22 protein-coding genes are annotated in these 21,949 nt (G+C 56.5%); 8 read left to right on the top strand and 14 right to left on the bottom strand.

What is annotated here, in order from left to right; genetic code table 11:
- The first annotated feature begins 95 nt into the window (after positions 1–95).
- A complete protein-coding gene (locus AC2A6O_RS00485; RefSeq protein ID WP_498925323.1) occupies positions 96–749 on the top strand; it encodes a ChrR family anti-sigma-E factor in 654 nt (217 codons plus the stop codon).
- Positions 750–807: 58 nt separating this feature from the next.
- The gene (locus AC2A6O_RS00480; protein WP_498925905.1) at positions 808–1,614 is read left to right on the top strand and encodes an SDR family NAD(P)-dependent oxidoreductase; all 807 of its coding nucleotides are present in this window, start codon (positions 808–810) and stop codon (positions 1,612–1,614) included.
- 48 nt (positions 1,615–1,662) lie between these two features.
- Here the strand turns inward: AC2A6O_RS00480 and AC2A6O_RS00475 are convergent, their stop codons facing one another.
- The 9 genes from AC2A6O_RS00475 to AC2A6O_RS00435 form a co-directional block, all read right to left on the bottom strand.
- Positions 1,663–2,892, bottom strand: a complete 1,230-nt coding sequence (locus AC2A6O_RS00475; protein ID WP_148587029.1) for an SAM-dependent methyltransferase — start codon at positions 2,890–2,892, stop codon at positions 1,663–1,665.
- Positions 2,893–2,911: 19 nt separating this feature from the next.
- Positions 2,912–3,754 carry a DUF1365 domain-containing protein gene (locus AC2A6O_RS00470; RefSeq protein ID WP_498925322.1) on the bottom strand — a complete coding sequence of 281 codons (843 nt, stop codon included), beginning with the start codon at positions 3,752–3,754 and terminating at the stop codon, positions 2,912–2,914.
- Positions 3,751–5,049: an NAD(P)/FAD-dependent oxidoreductase gene (locus tag AC2A6O_RS00465; RefSeq protein WP_498925321.1), complete on the bottom strand. Its 1,299-nt coding sequence runs from the start codon at positions 5,047–5,049 to the stop codon at positions 3,751–3,753. The genes AC2A6O_RS00470 and AC2A6O_RS00465 overlap by 4 nt, the downstream gene beginning before the upstream one ends.
- A gap of 290 nt (positions 5,050–5,339) precedes the next feature.
- Positions 5,340–5,939: a hypothetical protein gene (locus AC2A6O_RS00460; protein ID WP_209001321.1), complete on the bottom strand. Its 600-nt coding sequence runs from the start codon at positions 5,937–5,939 to the stop codon at positions 5,340–5,342.
- Positions 5,940–6,899: 960 nt separating this feature from the next.
- Positions 6,900–7,034: a hypothetical protein gene (locus AC2A6O_RS00455; RefSeq protein ID WP_498925904.1), complete on the bottom strand. Its 135-nt coding sequence runs from the start codon at positions 7,032–7,034 to the stop codon at positions 6,900–6,902.
- Positions 7,035–7,376: 342 nt separating this feature from the next.
- Positions 7,377–9,287 (bottom strand): beta-N-acetylhexosaminidase, encoded by a 1,911-nt coding sequence (locus AC2A6O_RS00450; RefSeq protein WP_498925320.1) that lies wholly within the window; start codon positions 9,285–9,287, stop codon positions 7,377–7,379.
- 9 nt (positions 9,288–9,296) lie between these two features.
- Positions 9,297–10,091, bottom strand: coding sequence for an SDR family oxidoreductase (locus tag AC2A6O_RS00445; RefSeq protein WP_498925319.1), 795 nt, complete (start codon positions 10,089–10,091; stop codon positions 9,297–9,299).
- Positions 10,084–10,950 carry a MurR/RpiR family transcriptional regulator gene (locus tag AC2A6O_RS00440; protein WP_498925318.1) on the bottom strand — a complete coding sequence of 289 codons (867 nt, stop codon included), beginning with the start codon at positions 10,948–10,950 and terminating at the stop codon, positions 10,084–10,086. Before AC2A6O_RS00440 ends, AC2A6O_RS00445 begins: the two co-directional genes overlap by 8 nt.
- Positions 10,951–10,954: 4 nt before the next feature.
- Entirely contained in the window at positions 10,955–11,341 is a 387-nt protein-coding gene (locus tag AC2A6O_RS00435; protein WP_148587023.1) for a RidA family protein, read from the bottom strand.
- A gap of 87 nt (positions 11,342–11,428) precedes the next feature.
- On the opposite strand from AC2A6O_RS00435, the gene AC2A6O_RS00430 reads away from it, so the two are divergent.
- Genes AC2A6O_RS00430 through AC2A6O_RS00420 form a run of 3 tightly spaced genes read left to right on the top strand, consistent with a single transcriptional unit; the run spans position 11,429 to position 14,541 of the window.
- The gene (locus tag AC2A6O_RS00430; protein WP_498925317.1) at positions 11,429–11,950 is read left to right on the top strand and encodes a hypothetical protein; all 522 of its coding nucleotides are present in this window, start codon (positions 11,429–11,431) and stop codon (positions 11,948–11,950) included.
- A 2-nt stretch (positions 11,951–11,952) separates the two neighbouring features.
- On the top strand, positions 11,953–13,470 hold the full coding sequence (locus AC2A6O_RS00425; RefSeq protein WP_498925316.1) for a M81 family metallopeptidase: 1,518 nt from the start codon (positions 11,953–11,955) through the stop codon (positions 13,468–13,470).
- 3 nt (positions 13,471–13,473) lie between these two features.
- Positions 13,474–14,541, top strand: a complete 1,068-nt coding sequence (locus tag AC2A6O_RS00420; RefSeq protein WP_498925315.1) for an alanine racemase — start codon at positions 13,474–13,476, stop codon at positions 14,539–14,541.
- Between the two features lie 90 nt (positions 14,542–14,631).
- Here AC2A6O_RS00420 and AC2A6O_RS00415 read toward each other — a convergent pair whose 3' ends face one another.
- The 5 genes from AC2A6O_RS00415 to AC2A6O_RS00395 form a co-directional block, all read right to left on the bottom strand.
- Complete coding sequence (locus tag AC2A6O_RS00415) at positions 14,632–14,808, bottom strand: hypothetical protein (protein WP_498925314.1); 177 nt, start codon at positions 14,806–14,808, stop codon at positions 14,632–14,634.
- A gap of 8 nt (positions 14,809–14,816) precedes the next feature.
- Positions 14,817–15,986, bottom strand: coding sequence for a Gfo/Idh/MocA family protein (locus AC2A6O_RS00410; RefSeq protein WP_498925313.1), 1,170 nt, complete (start codon positions 15,984–15,986; stop codon positions 14,817–14,819).
- Positions 15,983–16,729: a copper homeostasis protein CutC gene (locus AC2A6O_RS00405; protein ID WP_498925312.1), complete on the bottom strand. Its 747-nt coding sequence runs from the start codon at positions 16,727–16,729 to the stop codon at positions 15,983–15,985. Before AC2A6O_RS00405 ends, AC2A6O_RS00410 begins: the two co-directional genes overlap by 4 nt.
- The gene (locus AC2A6O_RS00400; RefSeq protein WP_498925311.1) at positions 16,726–17,637 is read right to left on the bottom strand and encodes an ROK family protein; all 912 of its coding nucleotides are present in this window, start codon (positions 17,635–17,637) and stop codon (positions 16,726–16,728) included. Before AC2A6O_RS00400 ends, AC2A6O_RS00405 begins: the two co-directional genes overlap by 4 nt.
- A 235-nt stretch (positions 17,638–17,872) precedes the next feature.
- Positions 17,873–18,754: an N-acetylmuramic acid 6-phosphate etherase gene (locus tag AC2A6O_RS00395; RefSeq protein ID WP_498925310.1), complete on the bottom strand. Its 882-nt coding sequence runs from the start codon at positions 18,752–18,754 to the stop codon at positions 17,873–17,875.
- A gap of 204 nt (positions 18,755–18,958) precedes the next feature.
- On the opposite strand from AC2A6O_RS00395, the gene AC2A6O_RS00390 reads away from it, so the two are divergent.
- From AC2A6O_RS00390 to nagA, 3 genes are read left to right on the top strand one after another with little or no spacing between them, the layout of a single operon-like run.
- Complete coding sequence (locus AC2A6O_RS00390; RefSeq protein ID WP_498925309.1) at positions 18,959–19,720, top strand: GntR family transcriptional regulator; 762 nt, start codon at positions 18,959–18,961, stop codon at positions 19,718–19,720.
- 5 nt (positions 19,721–19,725) lie between these two features.
- Positions 19,726–20,766 (top strand): SIS domain-containing protein, encoded by a 1,041-nt coding sequence (locus tag AC2A6O_RS00385; RefSeq protein ID WP_498925308.1) that lies wholly within the window; start codon positions 19,726–19,728, stop codon positions 20,764–20,766.
- A complete protein-coding gene (gene nagA, locus AC2A6O_RS00380) occupies positions 20,763–21,917 on the top strand; it encodes an N-acetylglucosamine-6-phosphate deacetylase (RefSeq protein ID WP_498925307.1) in 1,155 nt (384 codons plus the stop codon). The genes AC2A6O_RS00385 and nagA overlap by 4 nt, the downstream gene beginning before the upstream one ends.
- Positions 21,918–21,949 lie beyond the last annotated feature (32 nt).

Below are 21,949 nucleotides of genomic sequence, written 5' to 3'. Positions count from 1 at the left end.
TCCAACAAATTTGGTGTAATTAATGATCTGAATTTTGTTGCTTGTCGTATGGGCGGTAGGGCAATTTAGGATTCTGCAGCCAAATGAGAGTGGTAATGGAAAAAAATGTGACTGGAATGGACGAGTTACTGGCAGGTTATGCGGCCGGAAGCTTGACCTATCCGGCACAGGCTCTGGTCGGTGCGCATCTTGAGATGAGCGACTGCAACAGGTCCTATGTAAGTTCACTCGAAACACTTGCCGGGTTCGAACTCGAAACAGTCCAGCCGGTCTCAATTGCCAATCGAGACTCAATTCTGGGAACTATCCTCGATGGCCAGATCGATAGTCTGAACGACAATGTACCTCCTGCCGAGATGGACGGCGGCGATTCCGCGGTTCCCGCATCTCTTCGGTCGATTATCGGGTCTTCCATGGACCAGCTTCCCTGGAAAACGCTTCTGCCGGGTGTGAAGGAATGTAAGCTCGGCGAGATAGACGGCTGTACCAGCAGCCTTCTGTGGGTGCGGGCCGGCCGTGCGATGCCATCCCATACACACCATGGAACCGAGTTGACGCTGGTTCTGAAAGGCGGCTTCAAGGACGAGGACGGTCACTACGTGGCTGGAGACGTGGCCTTTGCCGATGGCGACATTGATCATAAGCCGGTGGCCGATGAGGGTGAGGACTGCATTTGTTTCGCCGTCACCGCAGGTCGCCTGCAACTGACCGGCCCTGTTGGCCGATGGTTCGCGCCGTTCCTTCGCTGAAAACCGATCCAAGTTCCGGTCTGTTTGCGTAGAAAGGCAAACAGACTCGGAGACTGAATTGCCCAAGACAAACTACGTCGCCAGACCCGACCATGGATGCGCCTGGATTACGGGCGCGAGTTCCGGTATCGGCCGTGAACTTGCACTGGATCTTGCCCGATCGGGGTGGACTGTCGTTGTGACTGCCCGCTCTGAAGAGAAATTGGCCGAGCTAGAGAACCAGTCGGAAGAACTGTCAGGGGCCATTCATTCTTTGCCGGGTGATGTCACGAAGACAGACGTGATGGCTGAGCACGTGAAAAAAATCGTGCAAGACTACGGTGGTTTGGCCCTGCTGGTGGCAAATGCGGGAGTTTATCTGCCGCAGGACGGCCTCGATGCTGACACCGAAGCCTTTCGCAAGAGCTTTGACGTCAACCTCATGGGCACCGTCAATGTGCTCGCGCCCGCTATCGCTGCCATGAAAGCAGCCGGAAGAGGACAGATCGCGGTTGTCGCATCTGTAGCCGGGTATGGAGGTTTGCCGACCTCGGCAGCGTATGGGGCAACCAAGGCGGGGCTCACCAATTTGGTGGAGTCGCTGAAATTCGATCTGGACCTTGCCGGTATCCGTCTTCAGATCATTAACCCCGGTTTTGTGGATACGCCCGCAACGCAGTCCAATCCATTCCCGATGCCATATCTGATGTCTCCAGAGGAGGCCGTTCAGGAAATCAGGAAAGGCCTGTCCCATCCGAGCAGGTTCGAAATCGCCTTTCCACGTAAATTTGTCCTGCAGCTCAAGGTCTTGCGCTGGCTGCCTTACAGCGCCTATTTCGCGCTGGTCGCCCGATCAACGGGTTGGAACAAAAAACAGGCCGGATAATTTCCGGCCTGCTAGCAGGAGAGCGTTCAGGTCCAACGATCACTTGGTTCAGGCGGACTTGACGTAAACCATTTGGCGAACGTCAATATTGCCGGACCGGAATCCGGCTTCGCAATAGTGGAGGTAGAACTCCCAGAGGCGCTTGAAACGTTCGTCAAAGCCCAATGGGCTGATCCTCGGCCAGGCCTGCCGGAAACTCTGCCGCCATTCGGCAAGCGTCCGCGCGTAGTCCTGCCCGAAGATTTTCTGGTCCATGAGGTCCAGCCCAAGCGACTTGCCGATTTCAGCCAGGCGCCCGGGTGGCGGCAGCATGCCGCCCGGAAAGATATAGCGCTGAATGAAGTCCGTGCCTCTGCGGTAATCCTCGAACATCTTATCCTGGATCGTGATGATCTGCAGACCAGCCTTGCCGCCAGGCTTCAGGCATTTCGACAATTGCCGGAAGTAGGTCGGCCAGTATTTTTCGCCGACAGCCTCGAACATTTCGATAGAGGCTATCCTGTCGAAGACGCCGTTTTCGTCCCGGTAATCCTGAAAGACCACTTCGACCTTGTCGTTGAGGCCAGCCTTGTAGATCCGTTCGCGCGCATAGTCGAACTGTTCCTGAGAGATGGTCAACGCACGCACATTGGCACCAACTGATTTCGCTACATATTCGGCAAAACCACCCCAGCCACATCCGATTTCCAGCACCTTATGCTCCGGCTCGATACCGGTTTGGCGCACCAGCGAGGCGTATTTTTCCGCCTGTGCCTGCTCCAGATTATTGGTCTCGTTGCTGTAGATCGCCGAAGAATAGGTCATCGAGGGATCGAGCCATTCCCGATAGAAGGCATTGCCGAGATCGTAGTGGGCCGAAATATTGCGTTTCGATCCACGTTTGGTATTGGAATTCAGCCAATGGCGAACAGACATCAGAAAGCGTGTGAACGGTTTTCCCTGGAGAGCTTCCAGCGTCGATTCCTGGTTGATGCAGAACAGTTCGAGAAACGTTGTCACGTCAGGTGACGACCAGTAGCCAGCCATGAACGCTTCGCCGACACCGACGTCGCCAGACTGAACGACCATCCGGAAAAACGCCCAATTGTGGATTTTGAGGACACCGTGTGGGCCGGCTTCCAGCCCTTTGATGTGAAACCTTCGACCGTTCGGAAATTGAACTTCGAGTGATCCGTAGCGGATCTTGAGAGCAAGACCGGCAGCCATTCTGGCGATGCGTGGCGTTCCCTTCAACTCCGCACGGAAGTTGTCCTTGGTCAGAACAATAGGCTCACTCATAGCAGAACCTCTTGGAATTTCAGTTGTTTGAAAGTGGCAGAACAGTTCCCGCCTGCCTGGCCAACTCTTCGTCCCCTGTGGGTCGTGCGTGAAATGGTACACGCTTGCGCCAGATTTTAAAGGCCTCCCAATGGATGGCGCCGATGACCTTGTAGGTCAGCAGCGGCACCCGCAGACAGGCCTGCAGGATCGACTTGCTGGTGAGCGGGGACTTCGTTCCGGAAAATGTCGCTGACAACAGTGGCCCTTCCGCATCCTTTTCCAGGATACGCACGCGAACGGTGTTTCCAGGCGGCAACATGCGGAAGAAGTAGTGTTGCTCCATGCTGATGAAGGGGGACACATAGAACAGCTTCTTCTGGTCTTGCCGAATGCCGGCGTCGCTGGACTGAGCGTCTAGAACGGGGGCAACGTAAGTGTGCATAGCGCCAAACGTGTTGCTCACCTCGTAAACGAGGGCAATCAGCCGATCCGACCGATCGTAGGCGTAATAAACGCTGAGTGGGTTGAAGCCATAGCCAAGCATTCGCGGATAGGCGAGCAGCAAAATACGCGCTGGTGATCCAAGGCCTTCCTTGGCCAGGAGGTCGTCCACATAAGACCGCAGGTCCGAACCATCTCTTGGCCCGTGATCCTTTTGGTGAAACGACAGAAGATTGAACCGGTTGACGGAGAAGAACGCACTGGATTTCGCTGCCACGTCCAGACGATCCAGGTCGAGCAATACGGAAAACACCTTGTAGGAAAACCTGTGTTCACGAGGTTTCATACGATGATGCATGACCGTGCCCGTGAACAGAGAGGCCGCCAAGTTGGGGGGCGGTCCATTGTCGTTCAGACGATTGCTCGGCCTTGCCTTCATTCGGCAGCCTCCAGATAGGTGCCTTCGGTGGTCTCCTTGTCCCATGGTAGGCGCGCGCCAAGCGATCTGGCAACGTCGAGACCCGAGGCCAACCCGTCCTCATGAAAACCGTGGCCACGCCATGCCCCACAATACCAGGTGTTGTTGACGCCCTGTATGTCTCCGAGGCGCTCCTTGGCCTGCCGGGCGGCGGCATCAAACTGCGGATGGTCATACACATACTTTGCGAAGGTCTTGTCTTCGCGCGGCGGTGCGTAGGGGTTCAATGTCACAAAGACTGGCCTTGAATGATCGAAGTTCTGCAAACGGTTCATCCAGTAGCTGACAGTGACATCCCGGGTTTCACCGGCCTCGCGGTCAGACATGTAGTTCCAGGAAGCCCAGACCTTCTTGCGCTTGGGCATGAGGGCCTCATCCCGGTGCAAATAGACCTCGTTTGGACGGTACCGGATTGAACCCAGTATCTCACGCTCTTGCGGACTGGAGTCGCCCAGCATGGCGAGGCTCTGGTCCGTGTGGCTTGCCAGGATCACATGGTCGAAAACATCCTGATGGCCTGAGGTGTCACGAACGAGAACCTGACCGTTTTGCCGCAGGATTTCGGCGACCGGTTTGCCAAGCCTGATTTTGCCTTGAAGGGGAGCCAGAAGCTTTTCGACGTAGTTTCGGCTGCCTCCGGAAATCGTCCGCCAAAGTGGACGATCGAAGGACAGGAGGCGGTGGTTTTCAAAGAAAGCGACGAAGCTTTCAGCCGGATAGTCGCGCATTTCATTGATCGGGGTCGACCAGATTGCAGCTCCCATCGCCAGCAGGTAATCGTTTATGAAGCCGGAGGAATAACGCTCGCGTTCCAGATAGCTTCCAAGCGTTTCCGCGCGCAGGCGTCCAGCCTTCAGATCTTCAACGGACTTGCTGTTAAAGCGGAAAATATCGCGCAGCATCCGCAGGAAGCGCGGAGATACCAGATTGCGTCTCTGGGCGAAGACCGAGTTCAGAGAATGCCCCGACCATTCAAGTTTGCCGTTGTCCGCTGACAAGGCAAAGCTCATGTCGCTTATTTCATTGGCAACACCAAGATGGTCGAGCAGGGCAGTGAAGTTCGGGTAGTTAAGTTCGTTGTAGACGATGAAGCCGGTGTCTACCGAAATCTTTACACCATCATAATCGATATCTGCTGTGGCGCTGTGGCCACCGGGGCGCTCACGCTTTTCGTAAAGAACAACGTCATGAAGATCGTTGAGGGCCCAGGCTGCACTGTTTCCGGAGATTCCGGAGCCGATTACGGCAATCCGCATGTCTTATCCTTCGGCGCGTCGCTGTTAGCGCGGAAAACCTGTTCGCGTGTCTGGTTTTCCGGTTCATATGCAGCGGTTACGCCTCGGCGAAAACGGCGGATCACATAGAACGATGAATTTTCTGGATTATTTTTGACGAGGCACCGTGGAAAGGCCTTCCGCAAACGGCGTCAGGCCGAGAGATGCCGAAAAATGGCGGGGAACGCCTAAACGCAAACCGATCCTGCCCGGCAAAGACCGGGCAGGGGTAATAGTCTATGTCGGCAAACCATTTCTGACCAGTTTGCGCATCAGGCCTGGATTGTGTCGACAATCCAGTTCCAGGCGACTTGCACGCGTGTTCTGGCTGCGTCGAAGAAGGCAACAACCTTCTGCCAGACGAAGTCACCAAAATCTGCGACCTGCAGCATGGTGCCGCGTTTTTGCGTGGGTTCCTGACCGGTTTCAATCAGTTCGATCGTGGCCGCCTCCGCACCTTCATTGACCACACGCCGTGTGACCGTGAGAGTGCCTTCATTGACCAATCTGGATTCGTCCTTGCTGGCGACGACGGTATCCTGATCCATGGCGCGAACAACAACGGCTCTGCCATCTGGAAGCAGATGGGTTTCGTTGGTGTTCACCTCACTGTCGTAGATCACTTCGCCGAAGGAATCGATCAGTTCTACCCAGATCGTTTTCCGACCTTCCAATTCGATTTCGCCCACCCAAATGGTGAGCTCACTTTCCAGCGGATCGGCCTGATCCTTTGAAGCTGACGCAACTGTGACCGCAAGGCGATCCTCAGGTAACGTAATCGTTTCCTGAGGCAATGGGGCCGCTGCAGCGCTTCCCGCAAAAGCGAGGAAAAGGCCAAGCGCAAGAGTTCCTGCTCTGGTATTCCGTTGCATGTACGCCTCCCAAGGCTAATACAACTTGATTTACCGCGCGTGGGGTCTTTGAACGGTGGTCCTTGAAAGGACTTTTTGGTCTTCCGCGCTTTTGCGCCCCATTCGTGCGGTCACGATTTTGCCATTATCGCACCACAGTTTCCCAAATGCGTGTAACAAAGATCACAAATTCGGGCATTTTCAGTTACATTTCGGTAATAAGTATGGTTTGACCCCTGAAGTTCAAGGCCAATCACTGGTTTGTGAACGTTTGGGCATCGTCATAACTGACAATGTACGTAGAGTAAGAATCTTGACTGTTGCATCTTTGTCGAAGGTTTTTGATGATTTTAAACGCATGACGGGAACTGCTTCGAGCTTGATTTGACCGTTTTCTGAAGTCGGTATTCCCCAAGAGTTTATCAGCCTGGTAAACCAGACCTAAAAACAAAAGCTCCACCGGGCTAGGCCAGATGGAGCTTTTCGGGATCGGCACGGTCGATGGGGTGAGTGCATATGTCCCTTGGGACCAATTCCTTTATGTTTTTCGGACCGTTTGTCTGCCCGTTTATCAGCCTGTGGGATTCGGTCCCAAGGCTTGAATTTGGTCACGTCACAAATTGATACTGACCGGCCATTCACATTCAACCTTGGTAAAAATAACAATAATCGTGAGTGACGGGTCGCTTTCAGGCTTAAGGTCCCACCTAAGGCTATGATAGATTTGAGAAATGTATTTCTGTGCGAGTGTTGCAACTTAAATTCGATGTTGAAATTAATATGAATAAAATTTTGCGAATGCTTTATCTTTGAATAAAAACAGAGCGATCCCTAGCTCATCGATAGAGTTTGAGGAGCAGTGCTTGCGTTTTTACCTTACGTATACGATAGCTGGTCAATTAGCACTTACAACCGCATCGGGGACAAACTTTGTCCGGCGTGCCAGCCTGGAAACCGGAGGCCATTCGAAGGACCGCTAATTCAGATAGCTTGGATCCGGTCGGTGCCTGTTTTCGTGCCTTTCGATGTCCTGATTGACCGCCCATCCGTGAGAGCTGTGCGGGCGGGATTGGCGATGGGGTCCAATTCTGGCGAAAGATACCCAGACTTGACGATCAGGCAACTGACGGTCGACAGCTCGATTTCGAAACGTCGAAAATTGTCAAAATATTAGAGCGTGAGCCTGTGTTTTGTCAGGACGATCTTGTTGTCTGCGACCTCTGTCAGAACGTCCCGGTCGCGAATTGTTTCACTGCCTGTTCCAACCAGCTTCACAGGTAACGGACGGACAAAAGGTGACGACCGCAAATTGCTCACCATCGATACCGGCCTTGCTAAGCAGATTCGCCCCACGGGCAACCTTGAACTCAGCGGAAGTCTGGAGAGCCGGTGAATGAGTGCTGCAGCCGGTGTGAATACCGCCAACTGCGATTTTTATCTTTTTACTTCGCCACGCTCTCATAACTGGGGGAAGAAAGGGGCCTGCGCCGCAAATCTTCGCCATGCCTTGTTGGCAGGCTCGGTCCAGCCCGCTTCGGCGACCGCGTAAAGCCTGGGAAAGACCATGTGGTTGAATATGGTGTTGTTGGTCATATGCTCGCACCAGATGCAGGCCTGAACACCCTTGAGGCGGTTTTCGCTCCCGGCGCTGAGACCAGCGGATGCCTCATAGGTGTAGCAGTCTTCCGGTGTCGAAACGCCGGCCCAGCCCGCGCCCGGTTCCTGCCAACCTGAAGCCTGAGCCATGTCCATGTAATAACTCTGGCCCGGAGTGCAAACAACGTCATAGCCCTGGTCTATCAGGTCTTTGGTGACTTCCTGCTTTTGCCAGGCCATCAGCAGGACACCGTCCGGATCAATGCCTCCGCCATGAGAAACCTCATCCCAACCCGCAAGCTTTCGGTTGAGCTTTTTCAGCATGTCACGCACGAGGCCCATAAAATAGGCTTGCACTTCCAACGTATCCGCAAATCCCTTTTCCTCCATGAGGCGTTGGGTCTTGGGAGAGTCTAGCCACGATTTGACGTCCACTTCATCGCCGCCGATATGAATGAACTCGAAAGGGAAAAGGCTTGCGACTTCTGCAAAAACCTTTTCCAGCAACGCGTAGGTTTCATCCATTGCGGGGTTAAGGGCATTGTTCGGAAACCCCTGAACAGAGTGATAACTCTCCGGTGCTTCCGCCTGATCGGCAAAGTGCGGGTAGGTTTTCAAGACGGCAGTCGAGTGTCCGGGAACATCGATCTCGGGAAGAATGTCGATGTTGAGGCTGGTCGCATGGGCAACGATTTCGCGCACCTCGTCTTGCGTGTAGGCGCCTTCATAGACTTCGGCTGCAAAGCCAAGCTGTGGAACCTGCTGGCAGCCTGGCCCGCGCCGCGCGCCGCTAATGGTCAACTCTGGATAGGCCTTGATTTCAAGCCGCCAGCCTTCATCGTCGGTTAGGTGCCATTGGAAAACGTTCATCCGGCCCCAGGCCAGAATGTCGAGCAGCCGCAATATGTCCTTGGGGCCCCGGAAGTGACGGGAAACGTCCAGATGGGTACCGCGCCATGAAAATCGGGGAGCGTCCTCAATCGTTCCCTGCGCCGGAAACTTGAACGTCTCGGGGGCCCGAAAGCTGCCGTAGGCGATCTGGGCAAGTGTCGTCAGGCCATAATCACGGCCTGCAGTTCCGCTGTAGCTCAAAGTTGTCTTTGAATTGGCAAATTCCAGTCGGTAACCGCCATCTGCAAGGCTGGTGTCTTGCCGGAATTCAATTCCGATCTGGTGATGCGATGGCGCAAACCGGAATGGGTGGGGTGAGTCTGGAAAGAGTCTTGCGGCGAGCGCGTTGATCTTTGCGGCAGATGCCTTTTCTTCAGCAGAGCCATGATCAACAAGAAAGCTTGTCTTGTTGTCGGCATACTCTGGAACGGCGACCTTCTGAGGCCAGGGAACTATATGAAGAGGTTCGCAGAGCTCTCCGTTCGGTATGCAGCGCCGTTCTCCGCTTTCCAGTTCTTCTGGTGCTTCCAGGTCATTGCACATGACCTCGATGACACCGCCTTCAGTACTGACGTAGGCCGACTTCGGACCATCGAGGCGGTGCCTTGCTACATTCGCGAGACCGGTTATCGCGAAAGACCAGGTTTCACCGGGCCCAATTGTTGTGCCGGACTCCGGCGTGATTTCATGAAAGCTTGCGACCCGGCTGAAGCTTTTGGCGTTTTCGAGTTTTGCATCAGCTGATGCCCGATTGAGCGCCGTATAAGCCAGGGTAAAGGCCTTCAGGGGCTTGGAGCCGGTATTGGTCAGCGCAAATTCCTGTCGCGAATCTGCAAGGTCCTCTGCCGGGCGATAGAAACAATCGAGCACAAACCTGGTCATGATCTGAATTCAGTCGAAGTCGGCAGATTGAGTGAAGGTTCGCGCCAGGGAGGGCGACCCGGCGGTCAGTCCGCTGTCGACTGGCAGGCAGACACCGGTGATGCAACGGGCCGCTGGACTGACCAGAAAGGAAACGGCTGCGGCAATGTCGTCTGGCTCCGGGAGTGATTTGAACGGATACCAGGCGAGGGCTTCTGCAAAAACCTGCGGATTGGCTTCCTGACGGGCCTTCCAGGCTTGGGTTTTAACGGTTCCAGGCGCGATGGCATTGGCCCGGATGCCATACTTGCCATACTCGACAGCAATGGACCTTGTCGCCTGGATCAATCCGGCCTTGGCTGCGCTGTAGGAAGGGTGACCTAAAACGGACAGTCCGTTGACAGATGCGATATTGATTACGTTGCCGGAACCGCAGGCAATCAAGGACTTTTCAAACGTCTTGAAGCAATTGAGCGCGGCTTCCAGGTTCAGCGCGAGATCCCTCGACAAGGTTTCTGCGGTCATCTGATGCAATGACAGGGCAGCTGCCGCCCCAGCATTGTTGATGAGCGTAGCGACCTCACCCAGCCTTGAAGCTTCTAGGGAGAGCCGGAAAAGATCGGCCGGCTGGGTCAGATCGCATTGGATTGCGGCAACCCGTGCACCATGGTTCTCAAGTTCTTCTACCGCGCCTTCAAGGGCCGTCCTGTCGATGTCGACGGCGGCAATCACGTGTGTTTCTGACAATTGGGTTGCAATCGCCATGCCGATGTCACCGGCAGCGCCTGTCACCACCGCAACAGGCTTCGTTGTTTGATCAGTCACCGAGTGCTTCCTTGTCGTCAAGATCGCGCGTGTTGCTAAGCTGGTATTTGACTCGTCTGAGGTTCTCCCGCGCCTCATCCCCCCGCCGCATTGCGACGAGCGATGCCAGAAGGTCCGTTACAAACAGAAAGGCATAGCGACTGGTGCTCGGCCGCAGGATGTTTTCGCCTTCCGGCAGATCAATGGCGATCGTGATATCTGCATGGTCCGCAACTGGACGGGCGGGCCGGGTGAGGGCGATCACGACGGCTCCATAGGTTTTCGCAGCTTCCAGGGCGCGAACCATCTGAAGGTTTCGGCCGGAAACGGATGACGCGACGATGACGTCACCGGTGCGCATGGTGGCGGCCTGCATCAACTGCATGGCATGATCCGTGACGCTGACCGTGCGTAGGCCAAGGCGAAAGAAACGGTTCTGGATTTCATCTGAAATCATGGAGGACGTACCGCCTGCACCGAAGGCCGCCAGCAGCTTGGCCGTCGAGATGGCATCCGCCGCGGCGAGAACGCTCTCCATGTCGAGCGCTTCGCGCGTACGGGCCACAGCATCCTGGAACTGCGCCAGAAGGCTGTCGGCGATGTCCGAAGGTGCGTCGGACGCTGCGTTTGCGGTCAGGTACCTGGTTCCGGCGAAGGTGACCTGTGCGACCTGAACCTTGAAGGCCGTGTAGCTTTCGCAGCCGAGGCGGCGGCAAAAGCGGGTAACCGTCGGCGGCGAGACACCTGCGCGTTCTGCAACATCCGTAATGCCGGCGTTGACGATGAATTCGGCATCGCTGCGCAACAAGGCCGCCAGGATCCGTTCCGATTTGGAAAGGTCTGGCTCGATCTGCTGCAGAACGGACAGGAGATCCCGCATGGGATCAGGCCGGTTTCTTGTAGGCGACGCAGTCGATTTCGACTTTGCAGTCGACCATCATGGTTGACTGCACGCAGGCGCGTGCTGGCGGATGCTCGCCGAAATAGGTCTTGTAGACGCCATTGAACGACCAGAAGTCACGCGGGTCATCAAGCCAGACACCAACACGCACAATGTGCTCAAGCCCGTAGCCGGCTTCTTCCAAGATCGCGATGACGTTCTTTATGGTCAGGTGGGTCTGTTCGACAATTCCTGTGCCGACGATCTCGCCATCCTTCATTGGCACCTGTCCGGAAACATAAAGCCATCCATCAGCTTCGACGGCTCTTGCGAAGGGCAGGTTCTGGCCGCCGGCACCAGATTTTTCAGCACCGTAACGTTTGATCGACATTTTAAGCTCCAAAATGAAAACGATTTACATAGTGGTTTGACATTGGTTTTATTTCACCCGTATATTTTTTAAAAATCAACCGTCAAAATGAAAATGGTTTCCGGTATGCAGGCGCTTCCCACCAGTCAGACAAATCCCTTCGCGGGCGAAGACGAAGATCGGACAGCGATCTGGGAGATGCTCGTCTCGCGTGATATCGATGCCTTTGTTTCGGCGGACTGGTCGAAGGTTTCCAGCGATTTCGACGAGCCTGCGTTCTTCGGTATCGACGGCCGAAGGGAAGACAATCCCGACAACTGGCGTCTCGGTTTTCCTGACCTGGAAACCTACAGAAACGAATGGCTGCGCCAGGCCAATGAGTTTTCCAAAACAGAGTTTGCCGAAGATGCCCGCGCTGCGATCTTCGAGGCGACCCGCTTGAATGACATTGAGATAACTGGCGCGCGTGCAATCGCCCGCAAGAAGTTCGACGGCCGGATCAGAAAGGCCGATGGCGGTGAGGATCGCCTATTGTGGCAAACGCTTTATTTCTGTGTCCGAAAAGAGGGGCGCTGGAAGATTTGCGGGTTTGCCGGATATCTGCCTAATCCCCTTGGAGCCGTCTCTTAATCATGACCCAACCACGCGCCTTCACCGCTGTTCTGGCAACGGAAACCAACACGTTCTCGCCAATCCGGATCGATATCAACGCGTTCAAGGCCTCGTTGCTGGCGAGGCCGGGAGAGCATCCCGAAACCCCGACATTGTGTTCGGCGGTCGTCACGGTCGGCCGCCGGTTTGCCCGGGAAAACGGTTGGGAACTGGTTGAAGGGACTGCCGCCTGGGCGGACCCCGCTGGACTCGTGTCCAGGCAGACCTTCGAGGGTTTGCGCGACGAAATCCTGGAGCAGCTTGCCGCTGCCGGACCGTTCGACGTCGTTGTGATCGGTTTGCACGGTGCGATGGTGGCAGACGGCTATGACGATCCGGAAGGGGATTTTCTCAGCCGAGTTCGATCCATCGTCGGCCCGAGCGTTCCGGTCATCGCGACATTCGACCCGCACAGTCATCTGACAGCAAAGCGTGTTGCGGCGGCTGATGCCCTTATCGCCTTCAAGCAGTTTCCGCACATCGATTTTGTGGACAGGGCTGAAGACGCCTGGCGGATTGCCGGTCAGGCGGTTGCCGGCGAGGTCAAGCCGGTCATGAGCGTCTATGACCCAAAGATGATCGATGTTTTTCCGACCACGTCCGAGCCCATGCGAAGCTTCGTCGATGACATGATCCAGCTGGAAAAGGAAACGCCGGGCCTTTTGTCTGTCTCGGTCGTCCATGGTTTCATGGCAGGAGACGTTTCCGAAATGGGAACCAGATTGCTGGCGGTGACAAACAACGCGCCGGAGTTGGGGCAAAAGACAGCGCACGACCTGGGCGAGGCTCTTTTCAAACTGCGCGGCAAGGTGCGCAGCCCCGAACTGACACCGTCCGACGCCTATTCAACGGCATTGGAATATGATGGCGGCCCGGTCACCATAGCGGATATGTGGGACAATCCCGGCGGAGGAACGGCGGGCGACGCTACAGTGCTTCTGGCGGAAGCCATGGCCAGAAAGCTGGAGAGCATTGCCTTTGGTTCAATCTGGGATCCAATAGCCGTCCAGCTTTGCCATGCGGCGGGCGAGGGGGCACGGATGATGCTTCGGTTCGGCGCAAAATCTGCGCCGGAAACAGGTGATCCCATAGATGCCGAAGTCGAAGTTGTCCGCAATATTCGAAACGCCGAACAAGCCTTTGGCCAAAGTGTCGTTCCCATCGGGGATGCGAGTCTGATCCGGGTCGGCGGTATCGAGGTGATCCTGAATTCGACACGTGCCCAGTGCTTCGACACCAGCCTGTTTTCGAACTTCGGCATTGATCCGGCCAAACGAAAAATCCTCGTGGTAAAATCGACAAACCATTTCCATCAGTCTTTTGCTCGCATCAGTCCGCTGATCCTTTATTGTGCGGCCGGACGTCCCTATCCCAACGACCCCCGGGTTACGCCCTACAGGAAAGCGCCGCGGGACATCTGGCCTATCAACGAAACTGTTCCGGCGAGCAGCCTGGCAACCGGGACCAGTGCAGGCCGCGCCGGACGTAATGGAGACTGAAAGATGAGCGTCGGGTTATCCATCCAGGACCTTCTGACCCCGGTTGCCGTAATCGACGAAACGGTTATGGAAACAAACATCAAGGTCGCGCAGGAGTATTTCGACCGGATTGGCCGCAAATTCCGGCCTCACATCAAGACCCACAAGATCCCGGCACTGGCGGCAATGCAGCTCGCCCATGGCGCATGCGGCATCAATTGTCAGAAATTAAGCGAAGCGGAAACCTTCGCGGAAGCTGGTTTCACCGACATTTTGATCACATTCAACATGCTCGGCAAATCACGGCTCGACAGGCTCAAACTGCTGAACGCCAAAGTGAATTTACAGGTCGTTGCTGATAGTGATGTCGTTGTTGATGGCCTTTCAGGGGTGTTTTCGGGAGGTCAGCCGTTAAAGGTTCTGGTTGAATGCGACACCGGTGGCGGACGAAACGGCGTCCAAAGCCCGGCTGCTGCAGCCGACCTTGCAAAGCGGATCGATGAATTGCCCGGGCTGGTGTTTTACGGTCTTCTGACCTATCCGAAACCATCATCTGAAGCGGCAGTAGAGGCCTTTTTTTCGGAAACGCTGGCGCTCCTGAAACAGGCCGGTCTTGAATGTCCTGTTGTGTCGCATGCAGGTTCGCCGAGTTTGTTCGACAGTGATCAGGTCCCGAGCGCGACGGAACACCGAGCCGGTACCTACATTTTCAACGACCGCGCCATGGTGCGTGCCGGCATGTGCGACCTTGATGATTGCGCCATGCATGTTCTGGCCACCGTTGTCTCGCGGCCCACCGAAAATCGCGCGGTCCTGGATGCCGGTTCCAAGGCCTTGACGTCGGACCTGCTGGGCTTTTCCGACCACGGTTTGCTGATTGACTATCCTGAGGCGTCCATTGCGTCGCTCAGCGAGGAACATGCGGTTGTGGATCTGACGAACTCCGGCAGCAAACCGCAAATCGGCGAACGGGTCCGGATCATTCCGAACCATACGTGCGTCGTTTCCAACCTGTTCGACCGGTTGGTGTTTCACCGAGACGGCGTGGTGACTCGCATTGAAGCTGTCGCCGCGCGTGGGCAAGTCGTCTGATCCTCCCGACGGCTTGCCCGCCTCTTGCCACAACAGAAACGGCCACCCTTCGGGGTGGCCGTTGTGTTTTCTCGCCTAGGGCGGCGTTTGTCAGATGTGCTTGTCCGCTGCTACCAGTGAGAGCAGGTCGGGGCTCAAGTTTGTGTTGGTGACAGAGAGTCGGAACGTTCCGAACAACGGGTAGGCAACGATGGCCAGCATCAAGAGCGAGGCCGACACCAGCAGAAGAAGCGGGAAGGCGTCGTTCTTTCTCGATGATCGCGTCATTGTGCCCCCTATGCCACGCCGTAGCTGTCGAACTGCTGCCAGGTGTCGGTGAGATCTATGACGCTACGCGTCCGGCGCGCTTCATCCAGTTTGATTGCCGTCAGACCGGCTTCCAGTGCATCCAGAACCCCAACCGGCAGATTTCCGCCATTCTTGAAATAATCGACGAGGTCTCGCGCCATGGCTTCATCCGCGCCGTAATGGCCGTGCCTGCTTGCATCGACGACCTTGGGTTTGTCGACCAGACAGGCAGAGGTGAGGGCGTCATGAACGCGATAGTAGTTGCGGATGAAGTCGCCTTCCGCCATGCCCTTAGTGCCCATGACCGCAAATCGGCGGAACTCGTCCGGCACATACATGTTGGTGTGAAAGCAAAGGTTTGCGCCGTCCTGATATTCGATCAGCGCCGTCTGATAGTCGATGATGTCGCCGTCGCTGTCGAAGTCGGCATTGCCCCCGCCCCAGCGAGGGGTGAAGGGGTCAACCCTGCCTTCGATCTTGGGTGTCGGGAAAGTGTGGTCCTGATCCGGCCGGTTTTCGGGAACGAAGCTTTTGCGTCCGCCGAAGCTGGACACGAAACGCGGACGGCAGCCGGTGACACCCTGATAAAGGTCGAGGTCGTGGCAACATTTTTCCAGCATGAAGCCGCCGGAGTTTTTGTCGTAGCGGCGCCAGTCGCGCATGAAGAATGAGCCATGGTAGGGGCCGATATGCTCTGAGGCCTCGATGGAGACCACCTTGCCGATCTGTCCGGATTTCAGGCTCTTCTGAAGCTCGGTGTAGAGCGGCGAATAGCGCAGGACCAAACCGACAAGGACACGCTTCGATCCGCCATGCTTCTTCATCAGGGAAAGAAGCTCGAACGTTTCCTCCTCGCTGACGACAATGGGCTTTTCGCAGAAGATGTAGCGGACATCAGTCTCCAACGCGGTTCTGAGGTGATCCAGATGCATGAAGTTGGGCGACCCGATCATCAGAAGATCGAGCTTCTCCCTTTGGATCATCCTGGCGAGATCCGTATAGGCAGTCAGGCTGTGGCCGCACTTCGCTTCGACATGCTTGAGGCCGGCCGGTGTCGGGTCGACGTAGGCGCAGGGCTCAAGATCTCCAGAAACCTCCTGCAGGCAGTTGCTGACATTGGCAATTCTCGCACCCAATCCGACATAGCCGGTCTTCATACTGCGGTCTCCGTAAATTGATCCATGGCTTTGCGAAGGGCCTGGACTGCGTTTCCATCGGTATCCTTGCTGCCTGCCTCGGCAACGAAGCCCAGGCGGGTTTCCAGGTCCTGCGGCTGCTGCGAACGCTTCACTGAAGAACAGGAGGCATGCAGTTCCCTCAGTCCGGACGTCTCGAGGATGCGATTGGCATTGGCGGCGGTGATGCCTGATCCGGCCATGACCGAAATTCGGTCGTCTGCGAGCCTGACAGCCTGTTCAAGCAGGAGAATCCCCTCTTCCGCTTTGGGGGCCTGACCAGACGTCAGTACCCGCTCGAAGCCGAGTTCGATCGCATCTTCGATGGCTCTCAGGTAATCTTGAACAGTGTCTACGGCGCGATGCAGCGTCGCCGGTAGTCCGGTGCCCTTCAGGGCCACGGTCAGGAAGTCGCGATCGAGATGACGCCGGTTGTCGACTGCCCCGATAACGATACCGGCCAGCCCGGCCTGTTCGGCTGCTTCCACGTCACGCAGCATCACGGTCTTTTCCAAATCCGAATACAGAAAGTCTCCGGATCTGGGACGTATCATTGCATAGACGGGGACGGGGAGCTTGGCGGCCGCCACCATGAAACCGTGGGATGGAGTCAGGCCGCCTTCGGAAAGGGCTGCGCAAAGTTCGATGCGATCGGCTCCGTTTTCGGCTGCCGTCCAGGCGCCTTCGAGAGTGTCTACACATACCTCGAGGGAAAGCCTGGTCACCGCAGCGCCTGCTTGAAAAGCGTCCGGGCAACGATTCCAGCCCCGTGCAGGCCGCCATTGGCGGCAAACGCGCCTTTGATGACCAGCGGTTCGCTGTAGTCTGCAAGCACGAGGTCCCGCGTCTTCCTGTCGATCACGTCCAGAAGGACAAGATCGTTGGAAAGACCTCCGCTTACCGGAATGACATCCGGTCCGAGCGTGTTGACAAAGGCAGAGAGTGCGCGAGAGAGCAGTGTCGTGAACGCTTCCAGCGTTTGCGTGGCAGCTGCCTCACCAGAATGCCAGGCGGCGGTAATGTCCTTGCTCGGTTGATAAATTCCATGCAGCGACCGATGGATCTTTTCCATTCCGCGCGCCGAGCAAATCGCGTCGATGCACCCAGTCTGGCCGCAGCCGCAGGGATAATGCTCAATGCCCTTCAATTGCCCGCCAGCGGTCGGGTCCATGATGGGGCCATGTCCCCATTCGCCCGCAATACCGCCATAGCCGGTGACGAGAGTGCCATTGACGACAAGACCGCCGCCGACCCCGGATCCCAGAATAATCCCGAAAACGACAGGTTTGCCGCGTCCGGTACCGTCAACGGCCTCGGCAAGGGCAAAGGCGTTGGCATCATTTGTAATGGCAACGGGGCGGTTGAGGGCAGTCTCCAGATCCGATTGAACTCGTCGCTTGTGAAGGCAAGGGATATTGGCCACATCTGCGATACCGCTGCGTGCATCGAAGGCACCGGCTAGTGAAATCGAGATGGGGGAGCCTTCAGGTCCAGAGCAGGTCGCGATGGCATCGACAAAGGCCTGCCAGTCGTTTCCAGGCGTCGCTACCCGGCCTTTTTCCGCTACAGTTCCATCCACTTGGAGTTCTCCATGTCGTATGAAGGAGCCTCCAATATCAAAACAGGTGGTCATCGCCTGCTCAAACGCCTCTGGGTAATATTTGTTAACGACCAGTTATAATACCAATATGCAACCAATAACATGGATAGTAAACTTAAAAAGGAAATTGGCATCGTTTTTAAAACGAATTGGACTTTTTAAACCTGTCAAAAGCGACGGGTAATGCTGCGTTGCGGCAAAGGGGGCTGCATGGCCTCGTATGTCGAGGGACGATGCCGACGAGGGCGTTGCCTGCGGACCAAGGGCCTTAGAGGAAGGGGCGCAGGTTTCCGTCATGCTCAGCAAGGGACTTTTCAGCGTCTACCAGATCGAGACCTTCCCGTATCATAAGCACCGCGATCTTGACCCGCCCCCCGGCCTGCTGAAGCTTTTCAGCGGCAGCCTCGGGCGTGCAGCCCGTGAGATCCTGGAGAATACGATAGGCCCGCTGGCGCAGTTTCTCGTTGTCGGCCACGAGGTTGACCATGTGGCCACGAACCGCGTGCCCCAATCGCAGAGCAACCAGCGTCGAGATCATGTTGAGCGCCGCTTTTTGCGCGCTTGCTGCGCCGAGGCGTGTTGAGCCGGCGATAATTTCCGGGGGCGTTTTCAAGAAAATCGGGAAATCCGCCTGGTGGAGCAGGGGGGTGTCGGGATTGTTCGCCAGACCAACCGTTCGTGTGCCAGCCGCCTGTGCGCCTCTGAGCGTTCCGAGCGTATAAGGCGTTGATCCGCTGGCGGAAACAGCGATGAGAATGTCTCCTTCGCCGAGGCCGGATGTTTGGAAGTCCGCAAATCCCGCTTCTTCATCATCTTCGTAAGTGCCGGCAAGATGGAGCAGGTTTGTGGCGCCGCCAGCATAGAGCATCCGCATGCGTTCCACAGGGAAGCCGAAAGTGCCGGGCAGTTCCAGACAATCTGCCAGCGCCGTCAAGCCGGCGCTGCCGGCGCCTGCGTACCCGATCTTTCCGCCCGACACCGTTACGGCCTGCAACGCTTCGGCCGCCTTTGCGATGTGCGGGATGGCTGCTTCTGTGGCTTTCAAAGCATCTTTCTGACGTTGCAGCAAAAGGGACAGAACGTCTTCATCGGACCTTTTGGACAGGCCAATGGAAAGCGGGTCACGGTCTTCTGTGGTGGGCAAATTCATGGGGCAGGAGCTCGGAGATACGCCGGGTTTCATGTCTTGGAATTAGGTCTCTCGGCCAACCCCGCCTACGGACGGCGTGTCCGGGGGGACTCCGATTGCGGTGACGCAGGTACGCAAATTGTTTTAACACTTGATTTTGGGTTTCGATAGAGTTTAAATTGGTATCGGAAAGGTATTATTTTCATCTCCAAGGCGCCTTGTTTAATGACAGACTTCATTTCCCTGCTGGAAAATGGTGACTGGCTGGCGAACTCCAGCGGTCCACGATACTTGCAGCTGCGGCGTCGCATTCAGCAGGCAATTGACGACGGCGTGCTGAGGGAGAATGAACCGCTTCCGTCCGAGCGCGAAATTGCGTCCATCACGGACCTTTCCCGCGTAACGGTGCGCAAGGCGGTTGCTGGTCTGGTCGAGGATCAGGTCGTTGTCCAGAAACGTGGCAGCGGATCGTTCGTGGCGCCCAAGGTCCACAAGGTCGAACAGCGTCTTTCCAGTCTGACCTCCTTTTCCGAAGACATGGCACGCAGGGGGCTTTCCGCTAGCAGCGAATGGCTGCGCCGTGGGTTGTTTCCGGCATCACCAGAGGAAATGTTCACGCTGGGTCTTACATCCGGTCAGCGTGTTGCCCGTGTCGACCGGCTTCGCAAGGCTGACGGGACCGCGATGGCAATTGAGCGCGCGTCCCTGTCCGAGACTGTTCTGCCCCATCCTGAACGTGTGACAACATCCCTCTATGCCGTCCTGAGGGCGGCAGGCTTGCAGCCGGTGCGCGCCATTCAGCGCATCTCCGCGCGAAACCTTGAGCCCATTGATGCTGACATACTCGGTGTGCCGGCGGGGTCAGCAGGGCTCAAGATCGAGCGTGTGTCCTATCTCGCATCCGGAAACGTCGTCGAATTCACCCGTTCCGTTTACCGCGGCGATGCCTATGACTTCATCGCCGAACTTCAGATTTCGGAAGACTGATCCTGATGAGTGAAGCAAGTACCCTTGCCACGCCGACGCATATGCGCCGGGAAATTGAAGAAATTCCGGAAGCCGCCCGTCGTCTGTTGGCTGATGGACATCCGCTGATCCGCGACATCGCAAAAAAGGCGGGCGCGCCCGTGTTTCTGGCAAGTGTTGCCCGCGGTTCGTCTGACCACGCCGCGACGTTTCTGAAGTATGCCTCGGAAATCTACCTCGGCCTTGCCATGGCCTCTCTGGGACCGTCCGTTTCCTCGGTCTATGGCGGAAAGGTCAAGCTCGGCCAGGCGCTGGTGATTGCAATCTCTCAATCCGGCGCAAGCCCGGACAGTCTCTCGGTCGTGGAAAATGCTACGAAAGAGGGCGCTTTCACTGTTGGCTTTACCAACACATCGGACAGCGAACTCGCAAGGTTGTCCAGTGCTGCCATCGACATCTGCGCGGGGCCTGAGCGCAGCGTCGCCGCGACCAAGACCTTCGTAAATTCCGTATTGGCCGGACTGCTGCTGCTTGCGGAAATCGGCGGCGACAAGGAATTGCTTGAGGCTTTGGCAGCATTGCCGGAGCATTTCGAGAAAGCGATCGACAAGGACTGGCGGGCGCTCGCCAAGCCGATCGAACAACGTGGCTCGCTCTATGTCATTGGCCGCGGCCCGGGTTTGGCCATAGCCAATGAAGCCGCGCTGAAGTTCAAGGAAACCTGCCAGATCCATGCCGAGGCTTATTCGTCTGCCGAGGTAATGCACGGTCCTGTGTCCATTGTCGAAAACGGATATCCGATCCTCGCCCTTGGTGTGCGCGATGCTGCTGAAGAGGGGCTTGCTCAGGCCGCGGATCGCATGGTGGATCAGGGCGGCAGTGTCTTTGCAACGACGGATAAAGTCAGCCGCGCAGAAAAGCTCGCCTTCCAGGCGACGGGACATCCCTTGACCGATGCATTGGTCCAGATCGTCTCCTTTTATGCCTTCATCGAGTGGTTCGCGCGGCACCGAGGTTTCAATCCGGATGTTCCAAAGCACCTGAAGAAAGTCACCCAGACGGTATGACCTCCAGAACCGCCTATCTGTGCAGCCGGGTTTTCGATGGAGAGAAAATCCATGCGAATACAGCCCTGCTTGTCGAGGATGGCAAGGTGGCGGGTCTGTGTCCCGCTGAGCAAGTGCCGGCTGGTATGGCGTCTAAGGACCTCGGAGACGGTCTTCTCACCCCGGGGTTGATCGATCTTCAGGTCAACGGCGGCGGCGGCTTGATGCTGGGAGATGCCGAAACGGTCGATGATATCGAACGTATCTGCGCTGCCCACGTGAACCTTGGAACGACGGCCCTGATGCCGACCCTGATTACTGACACTCCTGAGACAACGCGGAAAGTCGTTGATCTTGGAATTGCTGCCTGGGCGAGAGGCGTGAAGGGGTTTCACGGATTGCATCTGGAAGGGCCACACCTCTTTGCCGGGCGCAAGGGGGCGCATGACCCGGAACTTATCCGGCCTTTGACCCGGGAAGACATGTCTCTCTACCTGCGCGCGGCGCGGGAACTGCCGAGCCTGATCATGACTGTGGCACCGGAAACGGTGCCGCCCGAGCAGATGCGGGAATTGGCCGACGCGGGAATTCACGTCAGCCTCGGCCACAGCAATGCGACCTATCGTCAGTGCAAGTCAGCAGCGGAAGCAGGCGCTTCGATGGTCACCCATCTCTTCAACGCCATGAGCCCGTTGCAACACCGCGAACCCGGCGTTGTCGGCGCTGCGCTCGATCTTGGCGCGCTCAACGTGGGCATCATTGCTGATGGTGTCCATGTCGATCCGGTCGCAATGCGGATTGCATTCAAGTCCAAGACGGGTCCGGGCAGGATATTTATCGTGACCGACGCAATGTCGCAGACCGGCACCGATGTCACATCCTTCTTCCTGGGTGGGCGCGAAATCTTTCGCCGGAATGGCACTTTGACCCTGGAAGACGGCACTCTGGCCGGCGCCGACATCGATCTTCCCGCGTCCCTGAAGTTTCTGAGGGAAACGCTCCAGCTTCCGCTTGAAACGGCGCTGGCGATGGCCACCAGCGATCCCGCTGATGTGCTTGGTCGCCCTCTCGGCCGCTTCGAAGAAGGCTTTCCGGCCGATTTTGTGCAGTTCGGCAAAAATTTTGGCGTTGAGAGCGTTTGGATTGCAGGACAGCAACAGGCAAGAGCTTAACCAGGAAAGTATGACGGCGAAAAGCTGTCTGC

The organism is Labrenzia sp. ATLA3, assembly GCF_057180185.1.
This window is presented reverse-complemented; position numbering and strand designations above follow the sequence as displayed.

Coding starts and splice junctions, on each gene's coding strand:
- AC2A6O_RS00475 (WP_148587029.1), bottom strand. CDS start 2,892: ATGAGTGAGCCTATTGTTCTGACCAAGGACAACTTCCGTGCGGAGTTG.
- AC2A6O_RS00385 (WP_498925308.1), top strand. CDS start 19,726: ATGAGTGAAGCAAGTACCCTTGCCACGCCGACGCATATGCGCCGGGAA.
- AC2A6O_RS00465 (WP_498925321.1), bottom strand. CDS start 5,049: ATGCGGATTGCCGTAATCGGCTCCGGAATCTCCGGAAACAGTGCAGCC.
- AC2A6O_RS00470 (WP_498925322.1), bottom strand. CDS start 3,754: ATGAAGGCAAGGCCGAGCAATCGTCTGAACGACAATGGACCGCCCCCC.
- AC2A6O_RS00410 (WP_498925313.1), bottom strand. CDS start 15,986: ATGAAGACCGGCTATGTCGGATTGGGTGCGAGAATTGCCAATGTCAGC.
- AC2A6O_RS00485 (WP_498925323.1), top strand. CDS start 96: ATGGAAAAAAATGTGACTGGAATGGACGAGTTACTGGCAGGTTATGCG.
- AC2A6O_RS00440 (WP_498925318.1), bottom strand. CDS start 10,950: ATGCGGGATCTCCTGTCCGTTCTGCAGCAGATCGAGCCAGACCTTTCC.
- AC2A6O_RS00420 (WP_498925315.1), top strand. CDS start 13,474: ATGAGCGTCGGGTTATCCATCCAGGACCTTCTGACCCCGGTTGCCGTA.
- AC2A6O_RS00400 (WP_498925311.1), bottom strand. CDS start 17,637: ATGACCACCTGTTTTGATATTGGAGGCTCCTTCATACGACATGGAGAA.
- AC2A6O_RS00435 (WP_148587023.1), bottom strand. CDS start 11,341: ATGTCGATCAAACGTTACGGTGCTGAAAAATCTGGTGCCGGCGGCCAG.
- AC2A6O_RS00450 (WP_498925320.1), bottom strand. CDS start 9,287: ATGACCAGGTTTGTGCTCGATTGTTTCTATCGCCCGGCAGAGGACCTT.
- nagA (WP_498925307.1), top strand. CDS start 20,763: ATGACCTCCAGAACCGCCTATCTGTGCAGCCGGGTTTTCGATGGAGAG.
- AC2A6O_RS00430 (WP_498925317.1), top strand. CDS start 11,429: ATGAAAATGGTTTCCGGTATGCAGGCGCTTCCCACCAGTCAGACAAAT.
- AC2A6O_RS00425 (WP_498925316.1), top strand. CDS start 11,953: ATGACCCAACCACGCGCCTTCACCGCTGTTCTGGCAACGGAAACCAAC.
- AC2A6O_RS00395 (WP_498925310.1), bottom strand. CDS start 18,754: ATGAATTTGCCCACCACAGAAGACCGTGACCCGCTTTCCATTGGCCTG.
- AC2A6O_RS00390 (WP_498925309.1), top strand. CDS start 18,959: ATGACAGACTTCATTTCCCTGCTGGAAAATGGTGACTGGCTGGCGAAC.
- AC2A6O_RS00415 (WP_498925314.1), bottom strand. CDS start 14,808: ATGACGCGATCATCGAGAAAGAACGACGCCTTCCCGCTTCTTCTGCTG.
- AC2A6O_RS00460 (WP_209001321.1), bottom strand. CDS start 5,939: ATGCAACGGAATACCAGAGCAGGAACTCTTGCGCTTGGCCTTTTCCTC.